General features: G+C 74.6%; 25 protein-coding genes. 12 read left to right on the plus strand and 13 right to left on the minus strand.

All coding sequences use genetic code 11. The features are described from left to right. Positions 1–246 precede the first annotated feature (246 nt). Both ACIBK9_RS20015 and ACIBK9_RS20020 read right to left on the minus strand, forming a co-directional pair. Complete coding sequence (locus ACIBK9_RS20015) at positions 247–1074, minus strand: alpha/beta fold hydrolase (protein WP_397160044.1); 828 nt, start codon at positions 1072–1074, stop codon at positions 247–249. Continuing rightward, positions 1071–2477: a hypothetical protein gene (locus ACIBK9_RS20020; protein ID WP_397160046.1), complete on the minus strand. Its 1407-nt coding sequence runs from the start codon at positions 2475–2477 to the stop codon at positions 1071–1073. The genes ACIBK9_RS20015 and ACIBK9_RS20020 overlap by 4 nt, the downstream gene beginning before the upstream one ends. A 92-nt stretch (positions 2478–2569) precedes the next feature. On the opposite strand from ACIBK9_RS20020, the gene ACIBK9_RS20025 reads away from it, so the two are divergent. Next, complete coding sequence (locus tag ACIBK9_RS20025) at positions 2570–3688, plus strand: LysR family transcriptional regulator (RefSeq protein WP_397160048.1); 1119 nt, start codon at positions 2570–2572, stop codon at positions 3686–3688. 19 nt (positions 3689–3707) lie between these two features. Here ACIBK9_RS20025 and ACIBK9_RS20030 read toward each other — a convergent pair whose 3' ends face one another. Further along, on the minus strand, positions 3708–4766 hold the full coding sequence (locus ACIBK9_RS20030; protein WP_397160050.1) for a spore photoproduct lyase family protein: 1059 nt from the start codon (positions 4764–4766) through the stop codon (positions 3708–3710). Continuing rightward, positions 4763–5515: a DNA-formamidopyrimidine glycosylase family protein gene (locus tag ACIBK9_RS20035; RefSeq protein ID WP_397160051.1), complete on the minus strand. Its 753-nt coding sequence runs from the start codon at positions 5513–5515 to the stop codon at positions 4763–4765. Before ACIBK9_RS20035 ends, ACIBK9_RS20030 begins: the two co-directional genes overlap by 4 nt. A 178-nt stretch (positions 5516–5693) precedes the next feature. On the opposite strand from ACIBK9_RS20035, the gene ACIBK9_RS20040 reads away from it, so the two are divergent. The 3 genes from ACIBK9_RS20040 to ACIBK9_RS20050 are packed head-to-tail and all read left to right on the plus strand — an operon-like array spanning position 5694 to position 13905. Then, on the plus strand, positions 5694–6152 hold the full coding sequence (locus ACIBK9_RS20040) for a hypothetical protein (protein WP_397160053.1): 459 nt from the start codon (positions 5694–5696) through the stop codon (positions 6150–6152). A 21-nt stretch (positions 6153–6173) separates the two neighbouring features. Further along, the gene (locus ACIBK9_RS20045; protein ID WP_397160055.1) at positions 6174–9644 is read left to right on the plus strand and encodes a hypothetical protein; all 3471 of its coding nucleotides are present in this window, start codon (positions 6174–6176) and stop codon (positions 9642–9644) included. A gap of 1 nt (position 9645) precedes the next feature. Further along, complete coding sequence (locus tag ACIBK9_RS20050) at positions 9646–13905, plus strand: hypothetical protein (protein ID WP_397160057.1); 4260 nt, start codon at positions 9646–9648, stop codon at positions 13903–13905. 125 nt (positions 13906–14030) lie between these two features. Here ACIBK9_RS20050 and ACIBK9_RS20055 read toward each other — a convergent pair whose 3' ends face one another. After that, positions 14031–14867, minus strand: coding sequence for an IclR family transcriptional regulator (locus ACIBK9_RS20055; protein ID WP_397160059.1), 837 nt, complete (start codon positions 14865–14867; stop codon positions 14031–14033). A 344-nt stretch (positions 14868–15211) separates the two neighbouring features. On the opposite strand from ACIBK9_RS20055, the gene ACIBK9_RS20060 reads away from it, so the two are divergent. Together ACIBK9_RS20060 and ACIBK9_RS20065 are read left to right on the plus strand one after the other, a co-directional pair. Then, the gene (locus tag ACIBK9_RS20060) at positions 15212–17221 is read left to right on the plus strand and encodes an acyltransferase domain-containing protein (RefSeq protein WP_397160061.1); all 2010 of its coding nucleotides are present in this window, start codon (positions 15212–15214) and stop codon (positions 17219–17221) included. Between the two features lie 124 nt (positions 17222–17345). Then, complete coding sequence (locus ACIBK9_RS20065) at positions 17346–17672, plus strand: hypothetical protein (RefSeq protein ID WP_352327231.1); 327 nt, start codon at positions 17346–17348, stop codon at positions 17670–17672. A gap of 85 nt (positions 17673–17757) precedes the next feature. On the opposite strand, the gene ACIBK9_RS20070 is transcribed toward ACIBK9_RS20065, so the two are convergent. Further along, entirely contained in the window at positions 17758–17883 is a 126-nt protein-coding gene (locus ACIBK9_RS20070) for a hypothetical protein (RefSeq protein ID WP_397160064.1), read from the minus strand. A gap of 72 nt (positions 17884–17955) precedes the next feature. Between ACIBK9_RS20070 and ACIBK9_RS20075 the strand changes: the two genes are divergently transcribed. Together ACIBK9_RS20075 and ACIBK9_RS20080 are read left to right on the plus strand one after the other, a co-directional pair. After that, a complete protein-coding gene (locus ACIBK9_RS20075) occupies positions 17956–18618 on the plus strand; it encodes an RNA polymerase sigma factor (RefSeq protein ID WP_397160066.1) in 663 nt (220 codons plus the stop codon). Then, positions 18615–19184 carry a hypothetical protein gene (locus ACIBK9_RS20080; protein WP_397160068.1) on the plus strand — a complete coding sequence of 190 codons (570 nt, stop codon included), beginning with the start codon at positions 18615–18617 and terminating at the stop codon, positions 19182–19184. Before ACIBK9_RS20075 ends, ACIBK9_RS20080 begins: the two co-directional genes overlap by 4 nt. A gap of 41 nt (positions 19185–19225) precedes the next feature. Here the strand turns inward: ACIBK9_RS20080 and ACIBK9_RS20085 are convergent, their stop codons facing one another. Continuing rightward, positions 19226–19717: a winged helix-turn-helix transcriptional regulator gene (locus tag ACIBK9_RS20085; protein WP_397160070.1), complete on the minus strand. Its 492-nt coding sequence runs from the start codon at positions 19715–19717 to the stop codon at positions 19226–19228. 93 nt (positions 19718–19810) lie between these two features. Between ACIBK9_RS20085 and ACIBK9_RS20090 the strand changes: the two genes are divergently transcribed. Beyond that, positions 19811–20308, plus strand: a complete 498-nt coding sequence (locus tag ACIBK9_RS20090; RefSeq protein WP_397160072.1) for a hypothetical protein — start codon at positions 19811–19813, stop codon at positions 20306–20308. A 67-nt stretch (positions 20309–20375) separates the two neighbouring features. Here the strand turns inward: ACIBK9_RS20090 and ACIBK9_RS20095 are convergent, their stop codons facing one another. From ACIBK9_RS20095 to ACIBK9_RS20105, 3 genes are all read right to left on the minus strand, one after another. Then, complete coding sequence (locus tag ACIBK9_RS20095) at positions 20376–20975, minus strand: LGFP repeat-containing protein (RefSeq protein ID WP_397160074.1); 600 nt, start codon at positions 20973–20975, stop codon at positions 20376–20378. A gap of 77 nt (positions 20976–21052) precedes the next feature. After that, positions 21053–21472: a DUF6294 family protein gene (locus ACIBK9_RS20100; RefSeq protein ID WP_397160076.1), complete on the minus strand. Its 420-nt coding sequence runs from the start codon at positions 21470–21472 to the stop codon at positions 21053–21055. Continuing rightward, complete coding sequence (locus ACIBK9_RS20105) at positions 21469–21957, minus strand: cupin domain-containing protein (protein ID WP_397160078.1); 489 nt, start codon at positions 21955–21957, stop codon at positions 21469–21471. The genes ACIBK9_RS20100 and ACIBK9_RS20105 overlap by 4 nt, the downstream gene beginning before the upstream one ends. 104 nt (positions 21958–22061) lie before the next feature. On the opposite strand from ACIBK9_RS20105, the gene ACIBK9_RS20110 reads away from it, so the two are divergent. Next, entirely contained in the window at positions 22062–22685 is a 624-nt protein-coding gene (locus ACIBK9_RS20110) for a TetR/AcrR family transcriptional regulator (RefSeq protein ID WP_397160080.1), read from the plus strand. Positions 22686–22801: 116 nt separating this feature from the next. Here the strand turns inward: ACIBK9_RS20110 and ACIBK9_RS20115 are convergent, their stop codons facing one another. Further along, positions 22802–23203: a DUF6223 family protein gene (locus ACIBK9_RS20115; RefSeq protein ID WP_397160082.1), complete on the minus strand. Its 402-nt coding sequence runs from the start codon at positions 23201–23203 to the stop codon at positions 22802–22804. Between the two features lie 213 nt (positions 23204–23416). Here ACIBK9_RS20115 and ACIBK9_RS20120 point away from each other — a divergent pair, with 213 nt between their 5' ends. Both ACIBK9_RS20120 and ACIBK9_RS20125 read left to right on the plus strand, forming a co-directional pair. After that, positions 23417–24541: a sensor histidine kinase gene (locus ACIBK9_RS20120; RefSeq protein WP_397160084.1), complete on the plus strand. Its 1125-nt coding sequence runs from the start codon at positions 23417–23419 to the stop codon at positions 24539–24541. After that, positions 24538–25200, plus strand: a complete 663-nt coding sequence (locus ACIBK9_RS20125; RefSeq protein ID WP_357971711.1) for a response regulator transcription factor — start codon at positions 24538–24540, stop codon at positions 25198–25200. Before ACIBK9_RS20120 ends, ACIBK9_RS20125 begins: the two co-directional genes overlap by 4 nt. An 11-nt stretch (positions 25201–25211) precedes the next feature. On the opposite strand, the gene ACIBK9_RS20130 is transcribed toward ACIBK9_RS20125, so the two are convergent. Then, positions 25212–25883, minus strand: a complete 672-nt coding sequence (locus tag ACIBK9_RS20130; RefSeq protein WP_397160086.1) for a CBS domain-containing protein — start codon at positions 25881–25883, stop codon at positions 25212–25214. Between the two features lie 107 nt (positions 25884–25990). Beyond that, positions 25991–26845, minus strand: coding sequence for a universal stress protein (locus ACIBK9_RS20135; protein WP_358293618.1), 855 nt, complete (start codon positions 26843–26845; stop codon positions 25991–25993). Positions 26846–26853: the final 8 nt, after the last annotated feature.

The following is a 26853-nucleotide window of genomic DNA, read 5'->3' on the forward strand; positions in this document are numbered from 1 at the left end:
TGGGGGGGGGGGGGGGGGGCGGGGGGGGGGGGGGGGGGGCGGCGGCCCGGCGCGGGGGGGGGGGGGGGGGGGGGGGGGGGGGGGGGGGGGGGCGGCCGGGGGGGGGGCGGGCGCGGGGGGCCCCCCCCCCCCCCGCCCCAGGTCGGTTCGCCGGCGTGACGGCGCCGCCGGGCGGGGAGGCGGTCGGCATGGGGGCATGACGGCGGCGGGCCGGGGGCGGTCGGGCTGCTGTGTCGTCGCCGGGATTCAGCGCAGCCGGTCCAGCACCGCCCGCAGCACGGGGGCGAACGCGTCGGGGTCGTCGGCGAAGCCCGTGTGGTCGCCGGGGAACAGGACGGGGTCGAGCCCGAGCGCCTGCCCCAGGGCCCGGGAGGCGCGGTCGCACAGCTGCCCGGCCGACTCCTCGCCGATGCCGATCACCAGACCGGGCGTCGCGCGCAGCCGGTCCAGGTCGGGCGCCCAGTGCGTGGTGGCGTGCAGCTCGTGGGCGAACCAGCGGCGCTCGTCGGCGACGTCCCGCGGGTCGCGCGGGCCGCCGAACATCATCTCCAGCGCGCCGTCCGGCACCGTGATGCCGGCCTGGCCCATGACCCCCGCCCAGGCCCCGACGACGTCGCCGCTCAGGTAGGCGGCGATGAGCTCGTCGGTCTGGCGGTGCAGCTCGTCGCGGTCCGGCAGCAGCTCGATCAGCGGCGGTTCGTGGGCGACGACGCCGCGCACCTGCTCGGGACGGGCCTGCGCCAGGGTCAGCGCGGTGACGGCCCCGCCGCTGGAGCCGAAGACGACGGCCGGACCGGCGTCCACGTGCGCCAGCAGGCGGGACAGGTCGTCGGCGCGCAGCCGCGGCGTGGAGTCCTGGGCGGGGTCGTCCAGCGGGCTGTGCCTGATGCCGCGCGGGTCGGTGGTCAGCACCGTGTGGTCGCCGGCGATCAGGTCGGCCAGCGCGGCGAAGGAGCCGGCGTCCATCGGCGCGCCGACGAGTGCGACGAGCGGGCCCTGGCCGCGTACCTCGAAGTGCAGGCGGGCGCCCGGGACGTCGAGCGTGGAGACGGTCGTGGAGACGGTCGCGGTCATGATGTCCTCCTGGAAGCGACGGCCCTGACGTGGGCCGCCGGATGGTCGGCCGCGGCCGCGGTCGTGACGACCGCGTCCAGCAGCGGTGGTGCGGCGACGGCCACGAGCAGCGCCAGGGCTGCCGGGATCACCAGGGCGAGGGGCAGCGACGCCGTCGTGGCGACGTACCCGATGAGGGCGGGGCCGACGAGGCCGCCGCCGTAGCTGACGGTGGTCACCGCGGACAGGCCGCGCGCGGCCCCGCCCACGGTGCCGAGCAGGCTGGCCACGACCGGCCAGACCACGGCCACGCCCGCGCCGGACAGCGCCCAACCGGCCATGGCGCAGCCCAGCCGGACGGCCGCCCCCACGGGCAGGACGCCCGCGAGCAGGACGAGCCCGTAACCGGCGGTGGCGGTCGCGCCGGCCAGCCGGATCGTGACGCGGACGCCGAGCCGCGTCCTGACGGCGTCGCCGGCGAACCGGACGAGCGTCATCGCCACGAAGAAGACGGTGTAGACGAGCGACCCGGTGGCCGGGTCGGCGCCCAGGACCCGGGTCGCGTGCACCCCGGCCCAGTCGGTGGCGGCGCCCTCGGCGACGAACGCGGCGGCGCCGATCACGCCCAGCATGGCCAGCACCCCCGGCCTGAGCCGAGCCACCCCCCGCCCCTCCGCTCCGCGCACCCCGCCCGCACCCCCGCGGGCGGCCCCGACGGTGGTCCTGACAGCGCCCCCAACGGTGACCCCGACGGTGGTCCCGGCAGCGCCCCCGACGGTGGCCTCGACGGTGGTCCCGGCCGTGCCCCCGGTGACGGTCTCGCTCGTGGTCCCGGTGGTGGTCCCACCCGTGGTCCCGGTGGTGGTTCCGGCCGTGGCCCGGGTGGCCGCCATGGCGGCGCCCCCGACGGCGGCCATGGCGGCGGTCAGCGCTGTCGCGCCCACCAGCATCAGCACCCGCACGTCGGCCCCCGCACGCAGGGCCGCCGTGACGAGCGCGCCGCCCGCCACCGCGCCGAGCGTCCACGTGCCGTGCACCGTGGCCATGATCGGCCGCCCGAGCCCCCGCTCGACGGCCACCGCCTGGACGCTCAGGGCCACGTTCAGCAGGCCGAAGAGCGCCCCGAGCAGAGCGGCCGAGACCATCAGCGGCCCGGGACCGGCAGCCAGCGCCGGGCCGGCCAGCGCCAGCGCCGCCGCCGGTGCGCAGACCCGCAGCAGCCCGCCTCCGGACCACCGGTCGCACAGCCGTCCGGCCACCGGCATGGCCACGAGGGAGCCGGCGGCCAGCACCATGAGCAGCGCGCCGAGTCCGCCGGGCCCGAGCCCGAGGCGCGCGTCGGTGGCGGGCAGCGTGGCGGCCCACACCGCGTTCGTGACGCCCGTCAGCCCGTAGCAGAGCGTGATCGTTCCTCGTCCGGCCATGTCCTGATCCTTGCGGTGGCGCGGCGTCCGGGTCCAACACCTGTTCGAACGCGATTCACGCGCCGGCAGTGTGAATCAGGTAGGAAGGTGGCATGCCGGACGACGTGGAGATCCGCCTGCTGCGCCACTACGTGGCCGTCGCCGAGGAGTTGCACTTCAGCAGGGCCGCCCAGCGCCTGTACGTGGCGCAGCAGGCGCTCAGCCGCGACGTCCGCAAGCTGGAGGACCGGGTGGGCCGCCGGCTCCTGGAGCGCACCACCCGCAAGGTCGCCCTCACCCCGGAGGGACGCCTGCTGCTGACCCGGGCACGGGAGATCCTCGCCCTGTACGACGCCACCATGCTGGACCTGCGCGGCCGGCCCAGGTCGCTGACGGTCGACGTCGTCGGCGCCGGTCTGACCCCTGCCCTGGTGCTGGCCGCGGCCCGCGCCCACGCGCCGGGGGTGGAGTTCTTCGCCCGCTTCCACAGCGGCACCGAAGCGGCTCCGCCTCTGCTGGCCGACGGCCGCCTGGACGTCACCTTCGGCCGCAGCCCCGAACCCCCCGGCTCCGGAATGCTCAGCTCCGGAACGCTCGGCTCCGAAGCACTCGGCTCAGGAACGCCCGGCCTCGGAGCGTCCGGGCTCGGAGCGGCCGGCCTCGGAGCGGCCGGGCTCGGAGCGTCCGGGCTCGGAGCGCCCGGCGTCAGAGCGCCGGGCCTGGGAGCGTCCGGCCGCGTGCGGTGGCGGCCGGTACGCCACGAGCGCATCGCGGTGCTGCTGCCCGAGCGTCACCCGCTGGCCCGGCTGCCCATGATCCCCCTGGAGTCGTTGCGCGGCGCGAGCCCGTGCATCCGCGCCGGCGACCACGCCACGCCCGGCTGGGAGCACGCCGTCCTGCAGCTGCTGGCCCCCTTCGGCGTCGACGCCGCCCTGGCCCACCCGCACGTGCGCGGCGGCGACGAGCTGGCCCAGCACCTCCGCGACCGCGACGCGCCCATCCTCACGCTCACCACGCAGCCCGACATCCCGGGGGCGGTCCTGCGCCCGCTCGTGGACCCGGTCGCCATGTTCCCCTGGACGATGATCTGGCGCGCCGACGACGACCATCCCGGCCTGCAAGCCCTCCACCAGGCCGTGGACGAGCTGGCCGCCGCCCACGACTGGCTCGGCGTCCCGGACGGCGCGTGGTTCCCCGGACCCGAGGCCGGGCCAGCCCGTCAGAAGGCGTAGCTGTCAGAAGGCGTAGTCGTCAGAAGGCGTAGCGGATGCGGCAGTAGGGGAGCCTGGCGGCGATCAGCCCGGTCAGGGCGGCGACGTAGCGGCCCTTGTGCCCGTTGCGGTAGCGGACGTTCCAGCCGCCCGTCTCCGACCGTTTGGCCTGCTGCAGCTCGGGCCGCCACAACACCTCCTCGGCCTTCGGGTGCCAGCCCAGGTTGACCTGGTGGAGCCGGTCGTTGTGGGTCAGGAAGATCACCTCGGCGGCGAGCTGGGCGCGGGCCTCGGGCGACAGCGCGTCGTCGAGCCGCTCCAGCAGCTCGGCCCAGTCCTCCAGCCAGCCGTCCCGGACCACCACCGGGCTCAGGTTGACGTGCACCTCGTAACCGGCCGCGACGAAGTCGTCGATCGCGTCGATGCGCTCGGCGACCGGCGAGGTGCGGATGTCCAGGAGCTTGGAGTCGGCGGCGGGCATGAGGCTGAACCGCACCCGCGTACGCCCGCGCGGGTCCCAGCCGAGCAGGTCGCGGTTGACGTACTTGGTGGCGAAGCTGGCCTTGGCGTTGGGCAGGTCGCGGAAGAGCTCGACCAGGTCCCGGACGTTGTCGCAGATCGTGGCGTCGAGCGAGCAGTCGGAGTTCTCGCCGATGTCGTACACCCACAGGCGGGGATCGACCTGGTCGGGCCGGGGTTTGACGCCCTGGCGGGAGGCGTGCCGCCGCAGGTAGCCGGTGATCTGGTCGATGTTGGCGAACACCGTGATCGGGTTGCTGTAACCCTTGCGGCGGGGCACGTAGCAGTAGGCGCACGCCATCGCGCAGCCGTTGGCCGTGGAGGGCGCGATGAAGTCGGCCGAGCGGCCGTTGGGCCGGGCGGTCAGCGACTTCTTGACGCCGAGCACGAGCGCCTCGGTCTTGATCCGCACCCAGCGGGCCACGTTCGCCTCGTCGCCGTACAGCTCGGGGATGCGGTGGTGGCTCTCGACCTCGACGATCTCGGCGCCGGGGAACCTGGCGAGGATCTCGCGCCCGCGCGGCAGCGCGGCGGCCGCGGGCTCGGCGTAGATCCGCCGGACGTCGAGGAGGCCGGTCACGGTCGCTCCGGCTGTTCCATGGGGCAACAATATGCGGTCCGCGACGCGAGTTGCCAGGTCAGCACGGGTGCGCCGCAACTTCGGCAGTGCTCGCGCCGGTACACCCAGCGCTCGGAGGGGGCGTCCGGGTCGCTCACCACCTGCCCGGCGTCCCGGCCGAGAGCGAGATACCGGACCGCCGTGTCCCACAGCCGCCCGGCGGACTCGGCGCAGACGCCGCGGGCGTTCGGATGCAGGCCGACGAGGAACAGCAGCTCGGCCCGCCACGCGTTCCCGATGCCCGACCACACCTTCTGGTCCAGCACGGCCGCGCCCACCGGCCCGCCGAACGCGGTCAGCCGGGCCACGGCCTGCTCCGGCACGGCGTCCGCGCGCAGCGGATCGGGCCCGAGCGAGTCCCGCAACGCCGTCACCTGCCCGCGGGTCAGCGCCTCGCACCGCGAAGGCGCGATCAGGTCGTAGGCCACGTTGCCGGTCGCCAGCCGCAACCGGGTGCCGGGCCGCGGCGACGTCCCCGGATCGTCGTACCGCAGGAAGACGCCCCGCATGCCCAGGTGGACGTGCACGGTCGGCGCGTCCGCGAAGTGGTACAGCAGGTGCTTGCCGACCGCCTCCACCTGCGTCAGCACCCGCCCGTCCCACGGCCGCGCGTCGAACCGCCCCTGCGGCCCGGCGGCGAGCACCGTCCGCCCGGCCAGGTCCGCGTGCTGCCCGGCGGCGTGCCGGTGGATGAGATGTCCTTCGGGCATGCCCGGGCCCATACCCCCGTGAGCTGCGCCGACGCGCCGCGCGCGGCCGGTCCACTGAGTGGACCGAACGTTGCCCGCCGCCCTTCCACCCCAACAGCATGGACGCGTTGTAAGTGATCGCTCACATAGAGCGACGATCACTCGGGCGATCAGACCGTCCCACGGAAGGACGAGCACGATGAACGACAGAACAGCGAGAGCCCTGTCCCGGGCCCTCATCGCGACGGTGGTGGCGGGGGCGGCGGTGACGGCGGCCGGCGCGGCCGATGCGAGCAGCGTCCGGGCCGCGGCCGACCCGACGTGCGGGAGCTGGGTCTCCAGCGCCGTCTTCCCCGGCCTGTCGGCCCGGGCCTGCATCTGGGGCACCGGCGCCTCCTGGAAGCAGGCCCAGACCGAGGTCTTCAACGGCACGGGTTTCGCGGTGGAGGTCGAGACCCTGACCGCCACGCTCGACCCGCTCCCCGGCAACGCCCGGTGCACCGCCATCCACCTCCAGAACGGGCAGACCGCGTTCTGCGGCACGCGGAGCGTCCCCGACAACAACCCCTTCCAGTTCGACCGCGCCGTGGGCTCCGTCCAGGTCACCGACCTGGTCCACCGGGAGCAGTTCGCCTTCGCGTCCCCCTTCGTCGGCTGAGCGGGAAAGGGTGGTGAAGCCTTGACCGGTCCCGCGGAGGAGCCGGAGCAGGTCCGCCTGGTCCGCACCGCCGACCTGGCGGATCTGCGCTTCGGTTTTCCCGGCCTGTCGTTCAAGCGCCCGGCGGCCGGCCGGATCCTGGTCAGGACCGTGCCGGAGCGCGAGGGGCTGATCGTCGTCACGTTCGCCGCGCAGCACATCGTGGAGCAGGCGTTCTTCGAATCGGCCGGGGCCGGGCTGCCCGATCCCGTCCCGGTGCGGCCCCGTCCGGCGCCTCCCGTCGTCTCCCGGATCAGCGGGCGCACCACGCTGGTCTTCGTCGTGGGGCCCGAGGACGAGGTGCCGTACACCGCCGAGGGCCTGCTGGAGGCCATGAGACGGCTGCCGCTGCGCACGGTGGGCGACGAAGGCCCGGCCGACCCGCTGCGCGACCCGGCGGGGGATCCGCGGACCGCGATCGAGCTGCCGTACCGGCTGCTGCTGTCACCGCCCCCCGACGTGCGCTGGACCCACCGCACGGCCCCCGCCGACGACGCGGACCGGGTGGAGCTGTGGCACACGCGGGTGCGCGACACACGGGCCAGGGCCGTGTGGACCAGGGACTTCCCCGGCGACACGCCGGTCGATCCGCCGCCCGACCCGCTTCCCACGTCGCTGACGCCCGCCGACCGGGCCGCGCTCGTCCACCTCACCAGCGACCGCGGGCTGTTCACCGAGCCGGGGCACCAGCCGTACGTGCCGGTGCCCGTCGAGGTCGGCCACCTGATCCTGTCCGCCCTGGGCGGCTGGCTCGAGGCCCTGGGCAGCTGGGACCCCCGCCCGGCGATCACCAACGTCAGCCAGTGGCGGCACCGCGCGGCCATGGGCCGCGACCACTACGTGCGGGTGCTCTACTCGGGCTACCTGTGCCCCTTCGGGCACCGCGCGGACCTGGTGGAGGTGACCGAGCGAAAGTTCGACCCAGATCGCCCGGAACATCCCGCCTACCTGGCCCAGCGCATCTTCATCACCTGCCGCGAACCGGTCCGGGACTTCCCGCCCGGCACGGCCCGCCGCGACGACGACGGCGAACGGCTCGACGCCCTGTTCCCGTTCCGGCGGGTCGAGCTGCTGACCCTGGTCACCCCCGACCTCTCCCCGCCCGCCGACGTCCTGCCGGTGGGCGAAGGGCAGCACGCCTTCTTCCCCGCCGTCCGCGACCAGGACCCGTACCTGTTCAAGGTGCGCGCGACCGACCTGGCCGGACGGGAGACCGAGTTCAGCACCCCGCTGCTGTTCCTCACCGAGAACTTCAACAAGGGCGCCGACCTGGTGGCGGCGGCAGCGGCGTACAACGCCCTGGACCCCGGTCCGGGAGAGGCCCCGCCGGACCGGCTGAGCGCCGCCCTGCACGGCGCCCGGGTCGCCGTCGCCGCGCCCGCCGCGCCCGGCGACACCACCGTCGAGGCCGCGACCCTCGTCTGGGGGGCCGCCCTGCCGACGGACCGCGACGACCGGCTCCACCAGCGGATCCCCGGCTTCCTCCCGGTGCTGCGCTGGGCCTCGGCGGTGGTCCCGGCCGTGAGCAGGCTCACCGGCGCGGCCGGGCCCCGCCCGGTCCGGTACGCCCGGCGCTACCGGGTGGCCGCCTTCGACCGGACGCCCGACAGGCCCGGCGACCCCGTCAACCCCGGCGAGGTCTTCCTGGAGCTGGTCGCCGGCACGTCCCCGCTGGTCATGGACTTCGACGACCAGCGGGACCGCGCCGGCGGCCTGGCCGCGCCCACGTTCACCGTCGCGGGCCTGTCCCGCCTGACCGGGCCCGTCAGCGCCGCCAGAACACCCGCCGCCGCGGCGGCCGACCCGCTCGGGACGGCCGCCGACGGCACCTTCCGGCCCTCGGACTTCTTCGACGCGATCGGCGCGAAACTGTTCGGCGTCATCCCCCTGTCCGCCCTGGTCAAGGCGGCCGGCCTGGACGAGGAGCTGAAGGCGCCGCGGTTCGTCACGCAGACCGTCAACGCCGCCACCGCCTTCCTCGCCGACCTGCGCCGCGCCGAACGCCAGCTCACCGGCGTGGCCGCGCGCTTCCCGGCGGTGGCCGCCGCGGCCGGGCGGGTACGGACCACCGCGCTGACCCTCGCCGCCACCGTCGAGGCGTTCATCGCGGGGACGGCCGACCTCGGCCAGGTGGACGCGGCCTTCCGCGACTTCGGCGCCGCCCTCGACGCGCTCGGCGCCGGCCTTCCCGCCGACGTGGACCACGCCGTCGTCACGCTGCTCGGCCACCTGCGACAGGCCCTCGCCATCTGGGACGACGCCCCCGCCGGGGTGCTGCCGCTGCGGCAGGCGATCGAGAGCGCCAGGGCGGGACTGCGGCTGCCGGAGTCCGTCGCCGCCCGGCTGGAGTGGACGCCCGACATCCAGCCCTGGTCGTTGCGCGAGGGCGAGCAGCCGGTCTTCGTCCCGCACGACGGCCACGGCGACCCGGCGCGCGAGGGCCGCTTCTCCGTGGTCGTGGACCTGCGCGCCGGGCTGCGGCCCGACACCCGCCCGGCCGCCGACGTGACGTGCACGCTGGAGGAGTTCGACCTGGTGCTGCTGCCGGGCGTGCTGGAGGCGATGCGGCTGGACTTCCGGCGGGTCAGGTTCACCATGCGGGCCGGCGAGAAGCCCGACGTCGAGGTGGCGTTCCGGAACGTCGAGTTCATCGGGGCGCTGTCGTTCGTCGAGACGCTGCGCCGGATCATCCCGCTCGACGGGTTCAGCGACCCGCCGACGCTCGACGTCTCCCCGCGCGGCGTGCTGGCGAGGTACGGGATGCCGCTGCCGAACCTGGCGATCGGCGTCTTCAGCCTGGAGAACATCTCCCTGAACGCCTACCTGGACCTGCCGTTCGCGGGCACCCGGCCGCTGGAGATCGGGTTCGCGTTCTGCCGCAGGGACGCGCCGTTCCGGCTCACCGTCTCGCTGTTCGGCGGCGGCGGCTGGTTCGGGATCGTGCTGTCGCCCGACGGGGTCCGCGCGCTGGACGCCGGCCTGGAGTTCGGGGCCGCGGCGTCCGTCGACTTCGGGGTGGCCAGCGGCAGCGTGTCGGTGATGGCCGGGATCTACTTCCACCTCGACGCCGCGACCGGGCAGGCCGTCCTGTTCGGCTACTTCCGCGCCCGCGGCGAGGTGGACGTCCTCGGCCTGGTCTCCGCCTCCATCGAGCTCTACCTGGAGCTGGGGTACGAGGGCGGCGACGCGGTCGGCCGGGCGCGGATCACGATCACCATCGAGATCGGGTTCTTCGAGGAGTCCGTCGAGATCAGCTGCGAGAAGCGGTTCGGCGGCGCCCGGTCACTGACCGCCGCCGCGGCGCTCGCCGAGGGCGCGGTCGTGGACGGCGAGGAGACGGCCGGTTCCGCCGCGACCTTCGCCCAGATGATGGCGCCGTACCGGGATCCGGTCACCGGCGCGCGACGGGACCCGGTCGCCGAGTACTGCGGCGCCTTCGCGGCGGTGGCCTGACATGAGCGAACGGACCGGACAGAGTACGGGGGAGCGCATGGGCACGTTCAAGGTTCTGTGGACGGCGTTGCCGGCCGGGGCGGCCGGGCCGGGCGAGGTGCGGCTGTCGGTCGCCGTCGGGCCCCGGCTGGAGGCGCCGCGCGGCCGGCTCGACGACGTCGCGGAGTTCACCGACTGGCCGGGGACGCTGCGCGAGACGGTCCTGCCGGCCCTGCGGGTCGTGTGGGACGGGCACGCCGCCCCGGTCGTCCCGCGCCCCGACCCGAGATCCCCGGCCCCCGACTCCGACCTGTGGGGGAGACTCTTCCCGGCCGCCTCGCCGGTGCGGTCGCGCTCCCTGGCCGCCGCCGGGGCTCTCGGCGCGGCGGTCACGGGCGGCTCGCCGGGCGTGCGGGTGTTGCGGTCGTTCCCCGCGGCGCTGGTCCACGAGCGCATCGCCACGCTGTACGACCAGATCGGCCAGGCCGTGATCAGCGACCGCCTCACGCCTCCGGGAAACGGCGAGGCCGCCCTCGGGGACGGCCGCCCGCGACGTCCCTGGCGTCAGCCGTACACCGGTCTGGTCCGCGAACTCCCGGTGGCCGGCGAGATGAGCAGGTTCAGCGGCGACCCCCAGGCCGCCTACCGGGCCATCGACGGCATGATCGGCGGGAGCCCGAGCTCCGCCGCCGAGCTCGGCCCGGCCACCCTCGACCGGACGAGCGCGGCCTACCGGGGCGACGAGACGAGGTTCGCGCTGGCCGAGGCCGTCAGGTTCTACGACCGGCCCAAGCCCCCCGGCAACGGCGGCGGCCCGGCGGGCGCGGGAGCCGGGCGGCCCCGGCCGGAGCCGCCCGACGTGGAGTTCCACGGCGTCTGCGGCTTCCTGGCCGACTATCCGGAGCTGTGCCGCCGGCTCGGGCTCGTCCTCGACCTCGTCGTCCCCGTGCCCCCGGGGCTCGCCGCCGCCGGACGGCTCCGGGTGGCGTTCGAGGACGTGCCCCCGCCTTTCGACACCGACCGGCTGCGGCCGTGGACGCTCTACGACTTCGCGCCGGAGGAGCGCTTCACCGCCGCGTCGCCGCCCGGGCACCCCGTCCAGGGCGGCTGGCTCGGCCTCGGCGGCGACGACTGGACGGTCACCGACGCCGACGTCGACGGCGCGGCCATCAAGGCGGCCGACTTCACCGCGCTGATCGAGCGCATGCACGGGCTGAGCGGGCCGAGCGGCCAGCCGAGCGCCCAGCACCTGGGCACCGGCACGACGGCGCTCCAGGGCGCCGGGCTCACCGTCTTCCATCGCGGACGGGACGCCTGGCTGGCCGCCCAGATCGGCGACGACGCCGCCCACCAGCGGGGATCGGACGACGCGGTGCCCGAGCTGCACGCCGGGCACCTGGTCCGCGGGTTCCGCGTGGACGCCGGGATCGTCGGCCCGGACGGCGCCGTCACCGGCTGGCTCTCCCTGTGCCGCCGCCGGGGCTCCTACCTCATCCGCCGCGGCGGGCAGCCGCCGTACTGGATCGAGGGGATCGCCGACGACGAGGGCGCGGTCCGGGCGAGCGCCGTCACCCGCGACGCCACCAGGACCGACGAGCTGTACGTGCACCAGGCGCTGTTCGGCTGGGACGGCTGGAGCCTGGCCGCCCCGCTGCCCGGCCGCACGCTGGACAGGTTCGGCCGGCCGGTCGTCGCCGATCCGGAGGTGGACGCGAACTTCCCGCTCGACACCAAGTTCACGCCGGTGCCCGGCTCGCTGCCGGCGCTCCGGTACGGGCGCACCTACCGGCTGCGGGCCCGCGTCGTGGACCTGGCGGGCAACGCCCTGGACCCGGAGGCGCAGGCGCCCGCGTCCGCGCTGTCGCGGGCGATCACGTACTCGCGGTGGGAGCCGGTGCCGCCGCCCGTCATCGTCGAGCGCAGGCCGTTCAACGAGGGCGAGTCGAGCCAGTGCCTGGTCATCCGGAGCACCGTCACGGCCGCCGGACGGGACGTGCCCGCCTGGGAGTGGGCCCTGGACCGCCAGAACGTCCCCGGCCACACCGACCACCCGCCCGCCGCCGACGGGCTGAGCCGCCGGTACGTCTACTACGACGAGCGGTTCGTCGCCCCGCCCAAGACGTCGCTGCAGATGGCCGAGCGGCACGGCCGGTTCGACGACGCCATCGGCGGCGACCGGCCGCAGGAGGTGCGCAGACGGTTCTTCACGGCCGCCGCCCGCGAGGCCGGCACGTTCCTCGACACCGTGGTCAGCTACGCCGACGACCCGCGCCGCACCCGCGACCTGCTGTTCTTCGGCGAGATCGCGGTCGCCAAGCACGACGCCGCCGACCCCGAGCCGGTCACCCAGCTGCCCGTGACGCGTGGCGCCGGGCTGAAGCGCGGCGAGTTCGTCGTGCACACCGCCGCCGAGCTGATCCTGCCGTACCTGCCCGACGTCCTGGCCAGGGGCGTCACGCTGTACGGCCTGCCGGGCGCGCCGCCCATGTACCCCGTCTCCTTCTACGACGGCTTCCACGACGTCTGGCCGGACGCGGCGCCGTTCACCCTGCGGATCGAGGAGGGGGACGGGCCGCCGCGATGGCAGGACGTCCCGCGCCGGCTCACCGTCCACCTGCCCAAGGCCGAGACGGCGACCGTACGGCTCAGCTGCCGGCTCACCGCGGCCGATCTCGCCCTGCTGCCCGTCTGGCAGCGCCTGCTCGTCTCGGACTTCTGGCGCGACCTGACCGACGCCGAGCGGGAGCTGATCGCCGAGGAGACCGTGGCCGGGCTGAACTGGCTGCTCACCCCGTACACGGAGCTGCGCCTCGTGCACGCCGTCGAACGCCCGCTGTCACCGCCCGCGCTCGCCGGGCTGGACTTCGCCCGCGACCCCGAACAGACCTTCGCCGACCTGCGGGGCACCCTGCGCGCACACCCCCGCAGCACCGGGCACGTCGACATCGACGCCACCTGGACGCGCTGGATCGACGACGTCACCGAACCGGCCCCCCGCCGGATCAGGGAGCACGCCCACGTCGGCCGGGTCGAGCTGGCCCCCGCCGACCGCGAGGAGGTGCGCCTGCCGCACTCGGCCACCCCGGTCCGCCACGACTTCGGCGACACGCTGCACCGCAACGTCGCCTACCGGCCGACCGCCACCACCCGGTTCCGCGAGTACTTCCACCCGTCGATCACCGCCGATCCCGGCCTCGTCACCAGCGCCGGCGAGCCGAGCGCCGGACCGTCCGGGCGGGGCTGGCCGGTGCCCGCGAGCAGGCGGCCGGAGCCGCCGAAGCCGTCGTACCTGCTGCCCACCTTCCGATGGAGCCGGCAGGAGGACCGCCGCGAGCGGCGTCTGGTGTCGGTACGCGACGGGGCCGGCGTCCGGGTCCACCTCGACCGGCCGTGGTTCTCCTCCGGCGACGACGAGTTGCTGGCGGTCGTCCTCGACCCGCCCGGGGGCGACGCGCTGCCCGGCCGGCTGGCGACCCGGTGGGGCACCGACCCCGTCTGGTCGGACGCGACCGTGCTGCCCCCGCCCGCTCCCGGCAACTTCCCCGGCCCCGTCACCGCCGTCGGGCTGCGACTGGCCGAGTCGGGGGAGGGGCGCGAGCTGATGGGGGCCGTCGTGGCGTACGAGCCGTCGTACGACGCGGCCAAACGCCTGTGGTTCGCCGACGTGGACGTGGACCTGGGCACGGCCGGCCAGGCGTCGGCCTGCTTCCCGTACCTGCGCCTGGCCCTGGCCCGCTACCAGCCGCACGCGCTGGCCGGGCTGGAGCTGTCGCCGGTGGTGCAGGCCGAGTTCGCGCAGCTCGTGCCGCGCCGGACGCTGACGGTCGAGGAGGTGTCCGGCGGGGGGCTGCGCGTCGTCCTCGCCGGGCCCGCCGCCGCCACCGAGCTCGGCGCGTCGGCCGGTGCCGGGCTGCCCGGGGTCGCGGCGAGCCACCGCGTCACCGCGACCGTCCAGCGGCGGCCCTTCACCAGCGCGGAGGAGCTCGACTGGACGGACACGCCGATCAAGGCCGAACTGGCCTGCGGCACGGCCGGGGCCGGCTACCAGTGGTCGGCGGTGATCCCGCCGGCGGTGCTGGACATCGTCTGGCAGTACCGCCTCCTGGTCGAGGAGCGCGAACGCTACCGCACCGACCCCGGCACGGCCGACGAGACGGTCGTCATCGACGCGGCCGGGGGTGGTGCGCCGGAGCGGATCCCGGTGGGCGAGCGGCTCGCGCACGCCGACAGCGTCCCGCTGCGCGCCCGGCTGGGGCGGCTGGTCATCGACTTCGACGCCTAGCCGGACCGCCCGGCCGTGACCGGCGGCGACGGCCGCCGGTCATGGCCTCTTGGGTGCATGGCTCATGGCCTTGGGACGGTGGGCGACCTACCGGTCGGGTGGCGGGCCTATCGGTCGGTGGCGATCTACCGGCCGGGTGGCGGGCCTTCCGGGGCGGCCAGCAGGCTCAGGGCACGGCCCGCTCCCGGCACCCGGGCCAGATTGGCGCTGATGCACGCCGCGGTCTCGCGTACGGCGTCGGCCAGCAAGGGCAGCCGGTTCGTGCCGACCACCACGACGGCCGCCGCGGCCACCACGGCCCCCGTCGGCGCGCGCACGGGGGCGGCCACACAGCCCAGGGGCGGCAGGGCCGCCTCGAAGTCGAAGGCCACCCGCCGCTCGCGGGCGTCGCCGACCCGCCGCGCCCACTCGGCCGGGGAGTGCCCCTCCGGCAGGCTCCGACCGGGATCGGGACGGCGGCCCGACACCGGGTTGCCCACCGCCAGCACGACCTCGGCGGCGCTGGCCACCGGCAGCACCAGGCCGGGACGCATGCGGAAGACCTCGTCCACGGCCGGGTCGCCGATCCCCGAGACGACGATGACGTCGTCGCCGTCCCTGACCGCGATGGTCACCGCGCATCCGGCGGCGGCCAGCCGGCGCAGCGGCCGCACGGCGGCCGTGCTCAGCACCTGGGCCGGTGACCAGCGCTGACCCCAGCGGAACATCCGCGTGCCGATGCGGTAGCGGCCGCCGTCCTCGCGGTGGACCAGGCCGAGGTCGGTGAGCCGGCACAACAACCGGTGGGCGGTCGCCTTGGGCAGGCCGGTGGCCACGGCGAGCTGCGTCAGCCCGGCCTCCTCCACCCGCGCGAGCTCCTCCAGCACCGCGAACGCGCCGTGCAGCACCCCGCGCCCGGCGGCGGGCCCGGCTCGTCCGTCGTCACCGTGGCCGCCGCCGAGCTCGTCCGGGCAGAATTCCATCGCGCACCCCCCGGGTCGCACTGACCCACCCGTTCGTATCACCAGGACGGACGCGCTCCCCAGAATCCCGGCCGCCATAAGTGACTAACCAATCACTCAAAGTGATGCCGCGAGCCGGGTGCACACTTCGGGGGCCCGATCGCAAGAGGTGCGGACGGCTATAGGCGAGTTTCTCCGTCGATAGGGTGACGTGTCGCAATGACACGACTACTTATCGTGTGCGAGCGGTATCAGTCGTTCGGCCGGACGGACACCGGCGACGGGCACGATCAGTTCGCCAAGAACGCGCCCTTCGCCGGTCCTTTCCCGTGCGCCGCAAAGCCCCGCCTCCAGGAAGGGACTACATGCGCAGCAAAGTCGTCGCGGTCTTCCCGGGCAGCGTAGCCATGCCCGCCGCCGGGGTGCTGGCGCCCCTGGCCGCCCGTACGCCGGCCGTCCCGGAGCTCCTGGCGGAGATCGACGCGGCCGCCGCCGAGTACGGCTCGCCACCGCTCAGCCACTACCTCCTCACCCCGGACGCCCCCCGCCCGCCCGGCCCCGAGAGCCATTACCTGGCCCTGATGGCGGTGTCGTTAGCCACTTTCGACACCCTCGTACGGGAGGGGCTCCAGCCGTACGCGCTGGTGGGCCACGGCCTCGGGGAGCTGTGGGCCCTGGTCGCCGCCGGGGTGCTGAGCGCGGGCGACGGGGCGCGCCTGGCCTGCGCGCGCAGCCGCGCACTGACCGGCCTGGGCTGGCCGGGCGCGATGATGTCCCTCGACGTCTCGGCCGTGCAGGCCCGGCACCTGGTCGCGCTGCTCGACCATCCCCATCTCGTGGTCGGCTGCGACGACACGCCGCGGCGGTGCATCCTGTCGGGGCCGCGCGAGCTGATGCCGCAGGCGGCCCGGATCGCCGGACATCTGGGCTGGGCGAGCGCCGTTCTCCGGGTTCCGCACCCCGCCCACACGCCCGCGGTCGCCGCCGCGGCCGCCGACCTGAAAGGGCGCATGCCCGGCGTCAGGACGGCTCCGGCGCGCTGGCCGGTGTTCTCGCCGACGCTGGGACGTCTGCTCACCCCCGACGACGATCCCGTCGCCGTCACCGCCGACGCCATGGTCGTCGCCGTGCACTTCCACCAGGCCGTCCGGGGACTGGCCGCCCGTGGCGCGGAGGTCTTCCTGGAGTGCGGGGCGGGCGAGGACGCGGTCGCGCTGGTCCGCGCCATCGTCCCCGCCGCCACCGCCGTCTCCCCGCTCGCCGCCGACGGCCCCTGGCGGCCAGGCGAGCCCCTCCACCCCGCCGCCGCCCTGAACACCCCCGCACCGGCACCGAACGGCTCCGCCCCCACACCGGCTCCGGCCGCGCACGGCGGCCCTTCCCTGCTCCTCGACCAGATAGAACCGCCGTGGCGCGACGAACCCGCCGAACTCGCCCAGCGCGACGGCCCCCCAGAGCGGGCCCCGCGCGACGAACCCCCAGAGCCGACCCTGCGTGACGAACACCCAGGGCCGGCCCCGCGCTACAGGCCCGCAGAGCTCGCCCGGCGCGGCGAAGCGGCGGAACGGCGCGCGTGGCCGCAGGCCGGTGCCGGGCTCGTGCCCGCCCCGGCCCGTCCAGGGGACGCCGATCAGGAGACGGGCCGATCGGGGAGGGCCGGTGGTGCGGCTCTCGGTCAGGAGGCAGGCTGGTCGGTGGCCGGTCGCGCGGCTCTGGGGCGGGAGGCGGGTCGGTTGGGGGTGGCTGGTGGCGCGGGGCTCGGGGAGGGGGCGCGTCCGCGGCTCGCGCCCGCGCCGCCACTCGCGCCGCCGCTCTTCCCGTCCGTCGACCGGATGTTGCCCCCGGCGACGCTTCTGCTGTGCGGCGGGGCCGACGTCCCGGCGTTGCGGGCCTTGACCGACGATCGGGACGACGTCGTGGTGGCCGACGCCGACACCATCGACTGGACCTGGCTCCCCCTGACGCCCCGGCACCTGCGGGTGGTCGCCCGTCCCGGCCCCGACGCCGGACCGGTGCGCGAGGCGATGATCGCCACCGCGGCGCGCTTCCCGCACCTCCACAGCATCGCCGCCCTCGTCATGGACGCACTGCGCCAGGAGGTGGTGCCGCACCCGATCGCCGGCCTGTTCACGGGGGCGATCCAGCCGCTGGCCGCCGAACTGGCCGGTTGTGCCTGCGTCGCGGTGGCGACCGCGGACGTCGACCTGCCCGCCGCGCTCGACGTCCTGGCCGCCGAACTGGAGGCGGAGCCCCCGCTGCTGGCCGCCTTCTACCAGGGCCCCCAACGGCTCCTGTACGAGCTCACCCCGGCCTTCGGCGACCAGCCGTGGCAGGGGAACGGACGATCGTGGCCCTCGCCGACCAACACGGCATGAACGCCCCGCCCCGCCGACATCCCGGGGAAGCGACTCCTGACGAGACCGCGCCTTCCGCCGCCGCCACTCTTTGCGTACGCTGCATGACGGTAAGTGACAGGCAAGCATTCGTTCAGGAGGGGCATTGCGCAAGACAAGGCATGTCGCGGCGGTCGTCGCCGGGTCCGTCGCCCTGCTGTCGCTGGGGTTCACCGCGCCCGCGTCGGCCGCCACGGTCCTCGACTGCGACACCTTCGTCCACAACAACGACAACTACCTCGGCATCGCGATGTGCAGCAACCCGACGGGCCAGACCTGGCGGTTCCGGGCCGTGATCACCTGCGGCTGGGCGCCCGACGTCGTCGGCGACTGGGTCGATCTCCCGCCGGGTCGTTCGGGCCAGTCGCAGGGCGTCTGCGGCCGGCTCGGCACGGGCGTCGGCGCCGTGGGCGTCGACGAGCGCCGCGTCTGACCCGGAAGGCGACGAAACGCCGGTGAAGGCCCTCGGTCATGGTCGGGAGCCCTTCACCGGTGGAGCCGGCCGTCGACGGCGACCGTCAGGATCGGCCGATGCCCTCTCCGTGCGGCGTGCGGGCATCGGTCCGTTCCTCCAGGTGGCCGTCGAACGGCGTCGATCGGGGGTCGCGGGCCGGCGGGGGCTCGGCGGTGGCGGTCAGGACCACGCGGCCGAGGATGTGGCAGGTGTTCGGGAACTCGGGGTGGTGGGCGGACAGTACTGATATGTGGATATGTCGATGCGTGCCCGGATCCGAGCTGGGGATCGGGCGGCCTTCTCGCGACTCTTCGACGAGTACGCCAAGGCCGTCTACAACCATGCCTTCCGCCTGACGGCCAACTGGAGCGAGGCGGAGGACGTCATGGCGTTGACGTTCCTGGAAGCCTGGCGATTACGCGCGAAGATCGATCCCGAGGGCGGCTCGCTGCGGCCGTGGCTGCTCGGCATCGCGACCAACGTCTCCCGTAACGTCCGCAGGGCCGCCCGCCGCCATGACGACGCCCTGGCCAGGATCCCCAAGGGCGAGTCGGTGCCGGACTTCGCCGAGGAGGTGGTCGGGCGCATCGACGACGCCGAACGGCTGGCCGCCGTCAGGCGGGCGTTCGGCAGGCTCCGCAAGCAGGAGCAGGACGTGTTCGCGCTGTGCGTCTGGGCCGCGCTGGACTACGCCCAGGCCGCCGAGGCGCTGGGCGTGCCGGTGGGCACCGTGCGGTCCCGCCTGTCGCGGGCTCGCAGGAAGCTCGCCGAGTTCGCGGAACGCGACGGACTCACGGAACACGGGGAACGCGGGGAACCTGGGGAACCCGGGGAACGCGGAGAAATCGCAGGATTCGGGGAACTCGCCGGGACGAGCCGACAGGTAACAGGTGACCGAGGCCCTGCCAAGGAGGAGATCCGATGAACGTGCCGGTTGAGCGTGATCTTCCCGAGGGCCGTCGCCAACTGCTCAAGGAGTTCGTGATGACCGAGATCGAGAAGGCGCCCCGTACTCGTCCGTCCCGGGTCGGGCTGCTGGCTCCCGTCGGGGCGCTGGCGGCCGCCGTGGCCGTCGCCGTCCCGCTGCTGTTCGGGGGGCCGGCGTACGCGGTGTCCAGGGCGTCCGACGGGTTGATCGACATCAGCATCAGCGAGGCGCAGGACCCCGAGGGGCTGCAGGCCGAGCTGCGGGGCCTGGGGGCGAACGTGGTGGTCAGCTACGTGCCCGACGGCAAGAAGTGCGGCCCGGAGCCGCGCGCGGCCCGTTTCCTGAGCCAGGAGGAGGCGCCGCTGTCGGTGTTCCCGCCGCCCGAGGGGCATGAGGCCGGCTTCGTCATCGACCCCAAGGTGATCAAGGAGGGGCAGACGGGCGTGCTGGAGTTCAGTGTCAGCGAGGAGAGGAACGTCGCCGGGATCTGGGCGCGCGTCGCCGAGGGGCCGGTGGTCGACTGCGAACTGGTCGACACCACGGATGCGCCGCTGTCGCACTGACGCCACCGTCCTCGCGGGAGGGACAGTGCGATCCTGGGATCTCAGGAGCTCTCCACGAAGCGCGCGCCTGGCCCGGGCGTGCGGCAGACGTCTTCCGGGGCGAGGTGGCGGTGCCCCGCGGCGCACTCGAGGACGACCTTGACCGGCTCGTCGCAGGAGCTCGCATCGTCGACGGGCCGGTGCCGGACGATGACCGACGGGCCCTGCGGATCGGCGAGGTAGGTGTCGCCCCATTCCAGGAGCGCCACGAGCGTGGGTCGCAACGCCCGGCCCTGCTCGGTGAGCTCGTAGGCGAAGCGCTGCCGATCCCCGGGATCCTGGTAGGGCGCGCGGCGCATCACTCCCGCGGTCACCAAGGTCTCGAGCCGGGTCGCCAGGAGATTTCTGGCGATCCCGAGGCGGGACTGGAACTCTCCGAACCGGCGCGCGCCGTCCAGCGCTTCACGAACGATCAGCAGCGACCAGCGCTCCCCGACCACCGAGAGGGCGCGCGCCACCGAGCAGTTCACCGGGTCGATTCGCCGCGTCTCCATGGGGTGAGTGTACCCATCTGGGTTTACAAGCTGTACTCAGCCCTCGTAGACTCCGGCCTGAGTTGAAGAATTAAACTCAGAAGGAGAGCGACCATGCCCATGCTCGACGTGTACATTCCCGACGGCGCGCTCCAGCCGGACGCCGAGGCGGCCCTGCTGAACCGCATCACCGAGATCCTCATCCGCAACGAGGGATTCGACCCCGCCGACCCGGTGAGCCGTTCCGTCTCCTGGCTCTGGCTGCACCGACCGGCCGGCGTCTACGTCGGCGGAGAACCCGCGGACGCACCTCGCTACAAGGTCGTCCCGTCCGTCCCCGAGGGCCAGCTCGACGCGCAGCAGCGGGCGAGCGTCATCGCCGAGGTCACCGAGGCGATCCTCGACGCGGAGAACGGCGCCTGGCCGCGTGACGCCAGCCGGATCTGGGTGTTCCCCACCGAGATTCCCGAGGGGCACTGGGGCGGCTGGGGCCAGATCAGGCCGCTCGCCACGATCCTCGCCCGGCTCACCGGCGACCACACCGAACGGGCCCGTACGCTCGCGCGTGAGCGGATCGCCGCCACCCGAGCCGAACACGCCCGCCTGCCCTGATGAGCGGCGAACGGACGTTCGGCGCGGGCGCGGGCGACGCTTCCGGCCGTCCCCGCGGCGAGGCTGGTCAGTGGGCGAGGCCGATGGAGGTGGGGATGCTCCAGGGGCCGCAGTCGGAGCCGAAGGTCGCACGGTCGCAGCCCTGGACGACGAAGGCGAACGTGTTGACCTCGTGGCCGTTGGTCGTGGTGCCGACGCCGTCCCGTACGTAGGGGGCCATCACGTACTGGCCGCTCCAGGCGGTCAGCCGGCCCGTCCGGACCTGGGTGGCCTTGCCGCCGTCCTTGCTCCAGCGGACGTTGAAGAAGTCCCAGTCGCGGCCGAGGCCGCTCCACTTGAAGACGAGGTTCTGGCCCTTCCGGTAGACGCGGACCAGGGCGCCGTCGCCGAGGTTCGGCGACCAGACGATCTTGCCGTTGGTGAAGCGTTGCCAGGAGCCCTTCTTGTCCGGGTATCCGTACTCCTTGGTGGTGGGGCAGCCGTACACGCTGCGCTCGCCGCCGTTGGAGCGCCACAGGCCGCCGATGAGACTGCCGGACGGCGCCACCAGCGCCGGGTCGCACGCGCTGCCGGCCGCCGCCGCGGGCGCCGGTGTGGCGAGGCAGAAGGTCGCCGCGAGCAGGGCGGCGGCCGTGCCGGTTCGGGATGGTGAGGCTGCGCGGCTCATGGGCGTCCTCTCGTCGAAGGTGTCGGCGCGCGTGCGGTGGGGCCTGGTGGGGCCTGGTGCGGGAGCGTTCGGGCGGCTCAGCAGTGCTTGCTCAGTGACATGCGCTTGACCAGGTCGAACAGGTCGGGGTCGAACTGGCCCTTGGCGATCCAGCGATAGGTCCGGCGGTCGTGCAGGTTCTTGACGAACTTGGTGCTGGTGCTGCCGTACACGCGGATGTCGCCGAGCAGGGCGCCGGCGCCGTCCTTCAGGTGCGCCCACATCAGCCAGGCGTCGTCGTCGCCGAGGCTGGAGACGGTGGCGTCCAGGCGCGCCGTGCCGTTGGAGTACAGGGTCCAGGTGGCGCCGGGCTCGATCGTGCATTGGCCCGCCGAGAGGTAGCCGCGCCAGACGTACGTCTTCTGCTCCAGGGCGGACGCGCCGGCCGTCGCGGTGACGGACGACGTGAGGACGACGGCGGACACGAGCACGCCGGCGGTCTTGCGGACGCCATTCATGAGGACTCCTCGGGGCGTGGGGGGTGTGCCGGGGGGCGGACGGCGGTGTCCGGGGGCGGGCCGATGACCTGGTAGCCGTGACGGGCGGCGACCTCGGCCAGATGGCCGGGATCGACGTCCCCGGCCGCGACCTCGGCGGCGAAGTGTTCGAATCCGGCGGGCCAGGTGAGCTGGAGCAGACGCAGAGGAGCGTCCTGGACGTTGGCGAAGGCGTGCGGCACCCGGCGGGGGAGCAGGACGAAGGCCCCGGCGGCGACCTGCCATGACCGCTCGCCGCAGTGCATCCGCGCCGTCCCCGACAGCACGTAGAACGCCTCGTCGTCGTCCCGGTGCACGTGCAGGGGCGTGGCGAAGCCCGGCGGGCATTCCTGCTCGATGACGGTGAGCCGGTCGCCGGTCTCCGGCCCGCCCGCCTTCACGGTCATGGTGGTGCCGAGGAACGGGTGGACGGCGCCGCCGCCGGCCGGCAGATGGAGCGCGCTCATGGCCGTCTCCGCAGCGTGTGGAGCCGGATCGCGATGGACGTCATGCCTCACCACCCTTTGTAGCTTCACTCTAAAGTGCTACTCTAAAGTGGTACTCTAAATCGATGGATGACGTCAAGAGCCCCAAGCGGCGCTCGGCCCAGACCAGAAGCCGGATCGTGAACGCCGCCCAGGGGCTGTTCGTCGTGCGGGGCTACGCCGGCACGACCTTCCAGCAGGTCGCCGACGCGGCCGAGGTCTCGGTGCAGACGGTGTACTTCCACTACGGCACCAAGAGCGGGCTGCTCAAGCACGTGGTCGACGTCGCCTCGGCCGGTGACGACGAGCCCGTGCCGCTGCTGGAACGTCCGTGGTTCGCGGCCTTGCAGGCGTCGCGGGACCCGAGGGAGGTCGTGCGGGGGTGGGTGCACCAGAGCGGCGTCATCCTCGGCCGCGTCGCCCCCGTCCTGGCCGTGGTCCGCGACGCGGCGGCCACGGACGCCGACATGGCCGCCCAGTGGGCCGTCAACAGCGAGCAGCGGCACACCGCCCACGGGCAGGTCGTCGCCATCCTCGACCGCCTGCACGCCCTGCGGCCCGGCCTGACCGCCGAGCGGGCCACCGACATCACCGTCGGGCTGCTGTCACCGGACCTGTTCCTGGTGATGACCCGCGAGTGCGGCTGGACGCCGGCGCAGTGGGAGAACTGGAGCGCCGACCAGCTCTCCCACGCCCTCCTGCCCTCCTGACGCCCCGGCGGATCGTCCCGGCGGGCCGGCGTCCTGATGGGCGGACGGGCGGACGGGCGTCGCGGATGGGCGGATGGGCGGATGGTCAGTCGGTCGGGACTCGCGCTGTTCGGCGGTCAGGTCGTGCGGCGGGCGCGGTTCAGGACGAGGACGCCGAGGACGACGGCGGCCAGGCCGAGGATCAGGTCCAGATAGCCGCCGACGATGCCGTAGCCGGTGCCCGGACCGCCCTTGGCGGCGCCGATGACCCAGCCGCCGATGACGATGCCGGTCACCCCCGCGGCCAGGGCGACGACGGCCCCCCGCTTCCCGGTCGCGGCCACGGTCGCGGTGCCGGTGCCGGTGCCGGCGGTGGCGCGGCGGCGGAGGCGGCCGGTGGCGCGGGCCAGGCCGAGGCCGCCGACGGCGACGCCGGCCAGGCCCAGCCCGGCGGCGATCAGGGACCACATCCGGCCGGTGGTCATGGCGTACGCGGCGACGGGGTCGGCCTGGGCCGCGAGCAGGTGGTCGATGAACATGGGGTTCCTTTCGGCTGGACGTCGACGTGGAAAGCATGACCGCCGGGCCCGCCGCCGGTCGTCCGGCGGGAGCGGGCTTGTCGGGGTGCCGCCGGCGCCGCAGCCGGCTACCGCACGGGCGGCAGGCAGGCGCGGGCGTACCGCGTCCGCGGTAGGCGGCGGGTGATCCTCCTGCCGGAGTCGTACGGCCGGACATGCGGCTATGGTGCGCGTATGAGCACAAGGCGGCTCGGCGTCGGAGCCGGGGTGATCGACTGGCTGGTCGCGGCCGGCGTGGCGGCGGCGCTGGTGATCACCGGGTTGTCCGGGCAGCCTTCCGCCACCCACCTCGCGCCGCTCGGCTACGCGCTGCTGGCGGCCGGCGGGCTGGCGCTGGTCGCGCGCCGCCGGGCACCGGTGCCCGTCCTGGCCGTGACGGGGTTGTGCGCGGTGGGGTACCAGGCGGCCGGGTTCGACGTGCCGGCGGTGGCGTACCTGTTCGCGGTGTACGCGGCGATGCGGGCCGGAAGGCGGCTGGTCACCGTGGCCGCGAGCGTGATCGTGCTGGCCCTGCTGCCCCTGGCCGCGCTGGCTTCCGGGCTGCACGACACGGGCGAGGCGTTCGCGCAGGCCAGGGGCGCGCTGGAGCTGGCCTGGCTGGTCGCGGCCGGCGCCGCGGGGGAGGCGTTGCGGCAGGCGGAGGGACGGGCGGAGGAGGCCGAGCGCACCCGGGAGGAGACCGCGCGGCGGCGTGCCGACGAGGAGCGGCTGCGCATCGCGCGGGACCTGCACGATTCGCTCACCCACCAGATCTCGGTCATCAAGGTGCAGGCCGAGGTGGCCGTGCACGTTGCCCGCAGGAAGGGGGAGCAGGTGCCGCAGGCCCTGCTGGTGATCCAGGAGGCCGGACGCGAGGCGACCAGGGAGCTGCGCGCGACCCTGGAGGCGCTGCGCGACGACACGACTCCGCCGCACGGCCTGGACCGGGTCCCCGAGCTGCTGGAACGGGCCAGGACCACCGGCCTCGACGCGACGCTGACGATCGAGGGACAACGACGCGACGTGCCGGCCGCGGTGGACCGGACCGCGTACCGGATCGTCCAGGAGTCCCTGACCAACATCGCCCGGCACGCCGCCGCCGCGACCGCGGAGGTCCGCATCGACTACCGTCTCGACGCGCTGGCGATCCGCGTGGACGACGACGGCACGGCCACGCCGGACGCCGCCCCCGTGCCCGGCGTCGGCCTGATCGGCATGCGTGAACGCGTCACCGCGCTCGGCGGCAGCCTGCGGGCGGCTCCGCGCGGCGCGGGCGGCTTCACCGTCCAGGCCGAGCTGCCGATGGACCGCACGCCGTGATCCGGGTCCTGCTGGTGGACGACCAGCCGCTGCTGCGCGGCGGGTTCCGCGCGCTGCTCGACCTGGAGGACGACATCGAGGTGGTCGCCGAGGCCGCCGACGGGGCGCAGGGCCTGGCCCTGGCCAGGGAGCACCTGCCGGACGTCGCGCTCATCGACATCCAGATGCCGGTCGTGGACGGCATCGAGGCGACCCGCCGCATCGCCGCCGACCCGGCCCTGGCCGGCGTGCGCGTCGTCATCCTGACCAACTACGGCCTGGACGAGTACGTCTTCAACGCGCTGCGCGCCGGCGCGGCCGGGTTCCTCGTCAAGGACGTCGTGCCGGAGGACTTCCTGCACGCCGTGCGCGTCGCGGCCCGCGGCGACGCGCTGCTCGCGCCGTCGATCACCCGCATGCTGATCGACCGGTACGTCACCCGGCCGCCCGCCGCCACCGCCGGCGAGGAGCTGCGGGAGCTGACCAACCGCGAGCGCGAGGCCGTCGCCCTGGTCGCGCGGGGGATGTCCAACGACGAGATCGCCGCCCACATGGCGATCAGCTCGATGACCGCCAAGACCCACGTCAACCGGGCGATGGCCAAGCTGCGCGTGCGCGACCGCGCCCAGCTCGTGGTCCTGGCCTACGAGTCGGGCCTGGTGACGCCGCGCACCTCCTGACGGGCCGGGAGTCAGGCGGGCACGTCGTCCAGCCGCCAGCACAGCTCGTCCACCACGCCGACGACGCCGTTGACGCCGCGGGTCCGGCGGACGGCGTGCGCGGCCTCGGACCGGCGGTCCATCCGGCCCGACAGCGTGACCACGCCCTGCCGCACCGAGACCCGCACGTTCCCGGTGTCCATCCACAACGCCCGGCGCAGGACGTCGTCGCGGACGACGGCGGCGATCTCCTCGTCGCCGCGCAGGAACATCCTGACCAGGTCGCCGCGGCTGAGGATGCCCACCAGGCGGCCGTTGTGGTCGACCACGGGGATCCGGCGCACGTCGCGGGCGTTCATCAGCCGGGCGGCGGTGACCGCCGACCTCTCGGCGGTGATCGTGACCGGCGGGCTCGTCATCAGGTCCGCGGCCGTGACCGCGGTGGCCTTCCTGCCGCCGGGCCGGTGGCGCACCCGGGACAGCAGCGGCGGCCGGTAGCCCTCGCCGGGGAACTGCTCGCGGAACTCCTCCTTGCACAGCAGGTCGGACTCGGAGACGACGCCGATGACGTGCCGGTCGTCGTCGAGCACCGGCACGGCGCCGATCCCGCGGCCGGCCAGCGCCTCGGCGATCTCCTTGAACGGGGTGGCGGCGCCCACGGAGACGACCTCGCGGGTCATCACGTCCTCGACGGTCAGGTTCATCGTTCACCTCGGGGGTTCTCGGTCCTGACTCCATCCCATCCGGCGACGCGGCCCCGCCGTAGGGGCGTTGGTCCCTGGACGGCGGGCCGGGAGTCCCCGCCGCCGCTTCAAGATCGCTCGCGCACCACCGCGACGGTGCAGCGCGCGTGGTGCAGGACGCCGCGCATCACCGAGCCGAGCACGAACGAGCCCAGCCCGCTCCTGCCCTGCGAGCCGAGCACCAGCAGGTCGGCCCGGTCGCCCGCGGCGACGAGCGTCTTGACGGGATGGCCGCACTGGACGTCCGCGATCACCCTGACGTCGGGATGCCGTTCCTGCCACGGGGTGAGCTGCTCCCTGGTGACGCGCAGGTGGCTCTCCCGCAGCGCCTCGATGTCGCAGGAGAAGTCGGGGGCCAGCGCGAACGGCAGCGGCCAGGCGTGCACCGCCCGCAGGCTGCCGCCGCGCAGCTCGGCCTGCCGGAAGGCGTAGTCGAGGGCCGGTTCGCAGGCGGGGGAGCCGTCCACGCCGACGACGACCTCGTCGTGGGAGGCGGCGTCCCCGTCGCGGACGACGACCACCGGGCCGGGCGCCTGACCGGCCACGCTCATGCTGACCGAGCCGAGCACGGCACCGGCGAAGCCGCCCGCCCCCCTGCGCCCCACCACCAGCTCGGCGGCCTCGGCCGCCTGCTCCCGGAGGGCGACCGACGCCTTCCCGGTCATGACCCGGGTGCTCACCTCGACCGTGGGCCGGCGTTCGCCGACGATCTCCTGCGCCTTGGCCAGGATCTCCCGCGCGCGCTCGGTCATCGAGCTCTCCCACTCGACGGCGGCGATCTGCGGAACCTGGTACGGCCAGGTCTCCACCACGGACACGATCCGCAGCGCGGCCCCCGCCCTGAAGGCGTCGTCGGCAGCCCACGCCACGGCGTCGAACCCGGACGGCGATCCGTCGACACCCACCACGACCAGCTCAGACATCGCTCAAT

The organism is Nonomuraea sp. NPDC050227 (assembly GCF_044459705.1).
GTDB lineage: Bacteria > Actinomycetota > Actinomycetes > Streptosporangiales > Streptosporangiaceae > Nonomuraea.

What these genes read in the sequence shown, in the direction of transcription:
- ACIBK9_RS20050 (WP_397160057.1), top strand. Translation starts at nt 9,646, where the DNA reads ATGAGCGAACGGACCGGACAGAGTACGGGGGAGCGCATGGGCACGTTC.
- ACIBK9_RS20135 (WP_358293618.1), bottom strand. Translation starts at nt 26,845, where the DNA reads ATGTCTGAGCTGGTCGTGGTGGGTGTCGACGGATCGCCGTCCGGGTTC.
- ACIBK9_RS20130 (WP_397160086.1), bottom strand. Translation starts at nt 25,883, where the DNA reads ATGAACCTGACCGTCGAGGACGTGATGACCCGCGAGGTCGTCTCCGTG.
- ACIBK9_RS20120 (WP_397160084.1), top strand. Translation starts at nt 23,417, where the DNA reads ATGAGCACAAGGCGGCTCGGCGTCGGAGCCGGGGTGATCGACTGGCTG.
- ACIBK9_RS20040 (WP_397160053.1), top strand. Translation starts at nt 5,694, where the DNA reads ATGAACGACAGAACAGCGAGAGCCCTGTCCCGGGCCCTCATCGCGACG.
- ACIBK9_RS20035 (WP_397160051.1), bottom strand. Translation starts at nt 5,515, where the DNA reads ATGCCCGAAGGACATCTCATCCACCGGCACGCCGCCGGGCAGCACGCG.
- ACIBK9_RS20055 (WP_397160059.1), bottom strand. Translation starts at nt 14,867, where the DNA reads ATGGAATTCTGCCCGGACGAGCTCGGCGGCGGCCACGGTGACGACGGA.
- ACIBK9_RS20085 (WP_397160070.1), bottom strand. Translation starts at nt 19,717, where the DNA reads ATGGAGACGCGGCGAATCGACCCGGTGAACTGCTCGGTGGCGCGCGCC.
- ACIBK9_RS20115 (WP_397160082.1), bottom strand. Translation starts at nt 23,203, where the DNA reads ATGTTCATCGACCACCTGCTCGCGGCCCAGGCCGACCCCGTCGCCGCG.
- ACIBK9_RS20080 (WP_397160068.1), top strand. Translation starts at nt 18,615, where the DNA reads ATGAACGTGCCGGTTGAGCGTGATCTTCCCGAGGGCCGTCGCCAACTG.
- ACIBK9_RS20090 (WP_397160072.1), top strand. Translation starts at nt 19,811, where the DNA reads ATGCCCATGCTCGACGTGTACATTCCCGACGGCGCGCTCCAGCCGGAC.
- ACIBK9_RS20075 (WP_397160066.1), top strand. Translation starts at nt 17,956, where the DNA reads ATGCGTGCCCGGATCCGAGCTGGGGATCGGGCGGCCTTCTCGCGACTC.
- ACIBK9_RS20105 (WP_397160078.1), bottom strand. Translation starts at nt 21,957, where the DNA reads ATGAGCGCGCTCCATCTGCCGGCCGGCGGCGGCGCCGTCCACCCGTTC.
- ACIBK9_RS20015 (WP_397160044.1), bottom strand. Translation starts at nt 1,074, where the DNA reads ATGACCGCGACCGTCTCCACGACCGTCTCCACGCTCGACGTCCCGGGC.
- ACIBK9_RS20020 (WP_397160046.1), bottom strand. Translation starts at nt 2,477, where the DNA reads ATGGCCGGACGAGGAACGATCACGCTCTGCTACGGGCTGACGGGCGTC.
- ACIBK9_RS20025 (WP_397160048.1), top strand. Translation starts at nt 2,570, where the DNA reads ATGCCGGACGACGTGGAGATCCGCCTGCTGCGCCACTACGTGGCCGTC.
- ACIBK9_RS20110 (WP_397160080.1), top strand. Translation starts at nt 22,062, where the DNA reads ATGGATGACGTCAAGAGCCCCAAGCGGCGCTCGGCCCAGACCAGAAGC.
- ACIBK9_RS20100 (WP_397160076.1), bottom strand. Translation starts at nt 21,472, where the DNA reads ATGAATGGCGTCCGCAAGACCGCCGGCGTGCTCGTGTCCGCCGTCGTC.
- ACIBK9_RS20095 (WP_397160074.1), bottom strand. Translation starts at nt 20,975, where the DNA reads ATGAGCCGCGCAGCCTCACCATCCCGAACCGGCACGGCCGCCGCCCTG.
- ACIBK9_RS20060 (WP_397160061.1), top strand. Translation starts at nt 15,212, where the DNA reads ATGCGCAGCAAAGTCGTCGCGGTCTTCCCGGGCAGCGTAGCCATGCCC.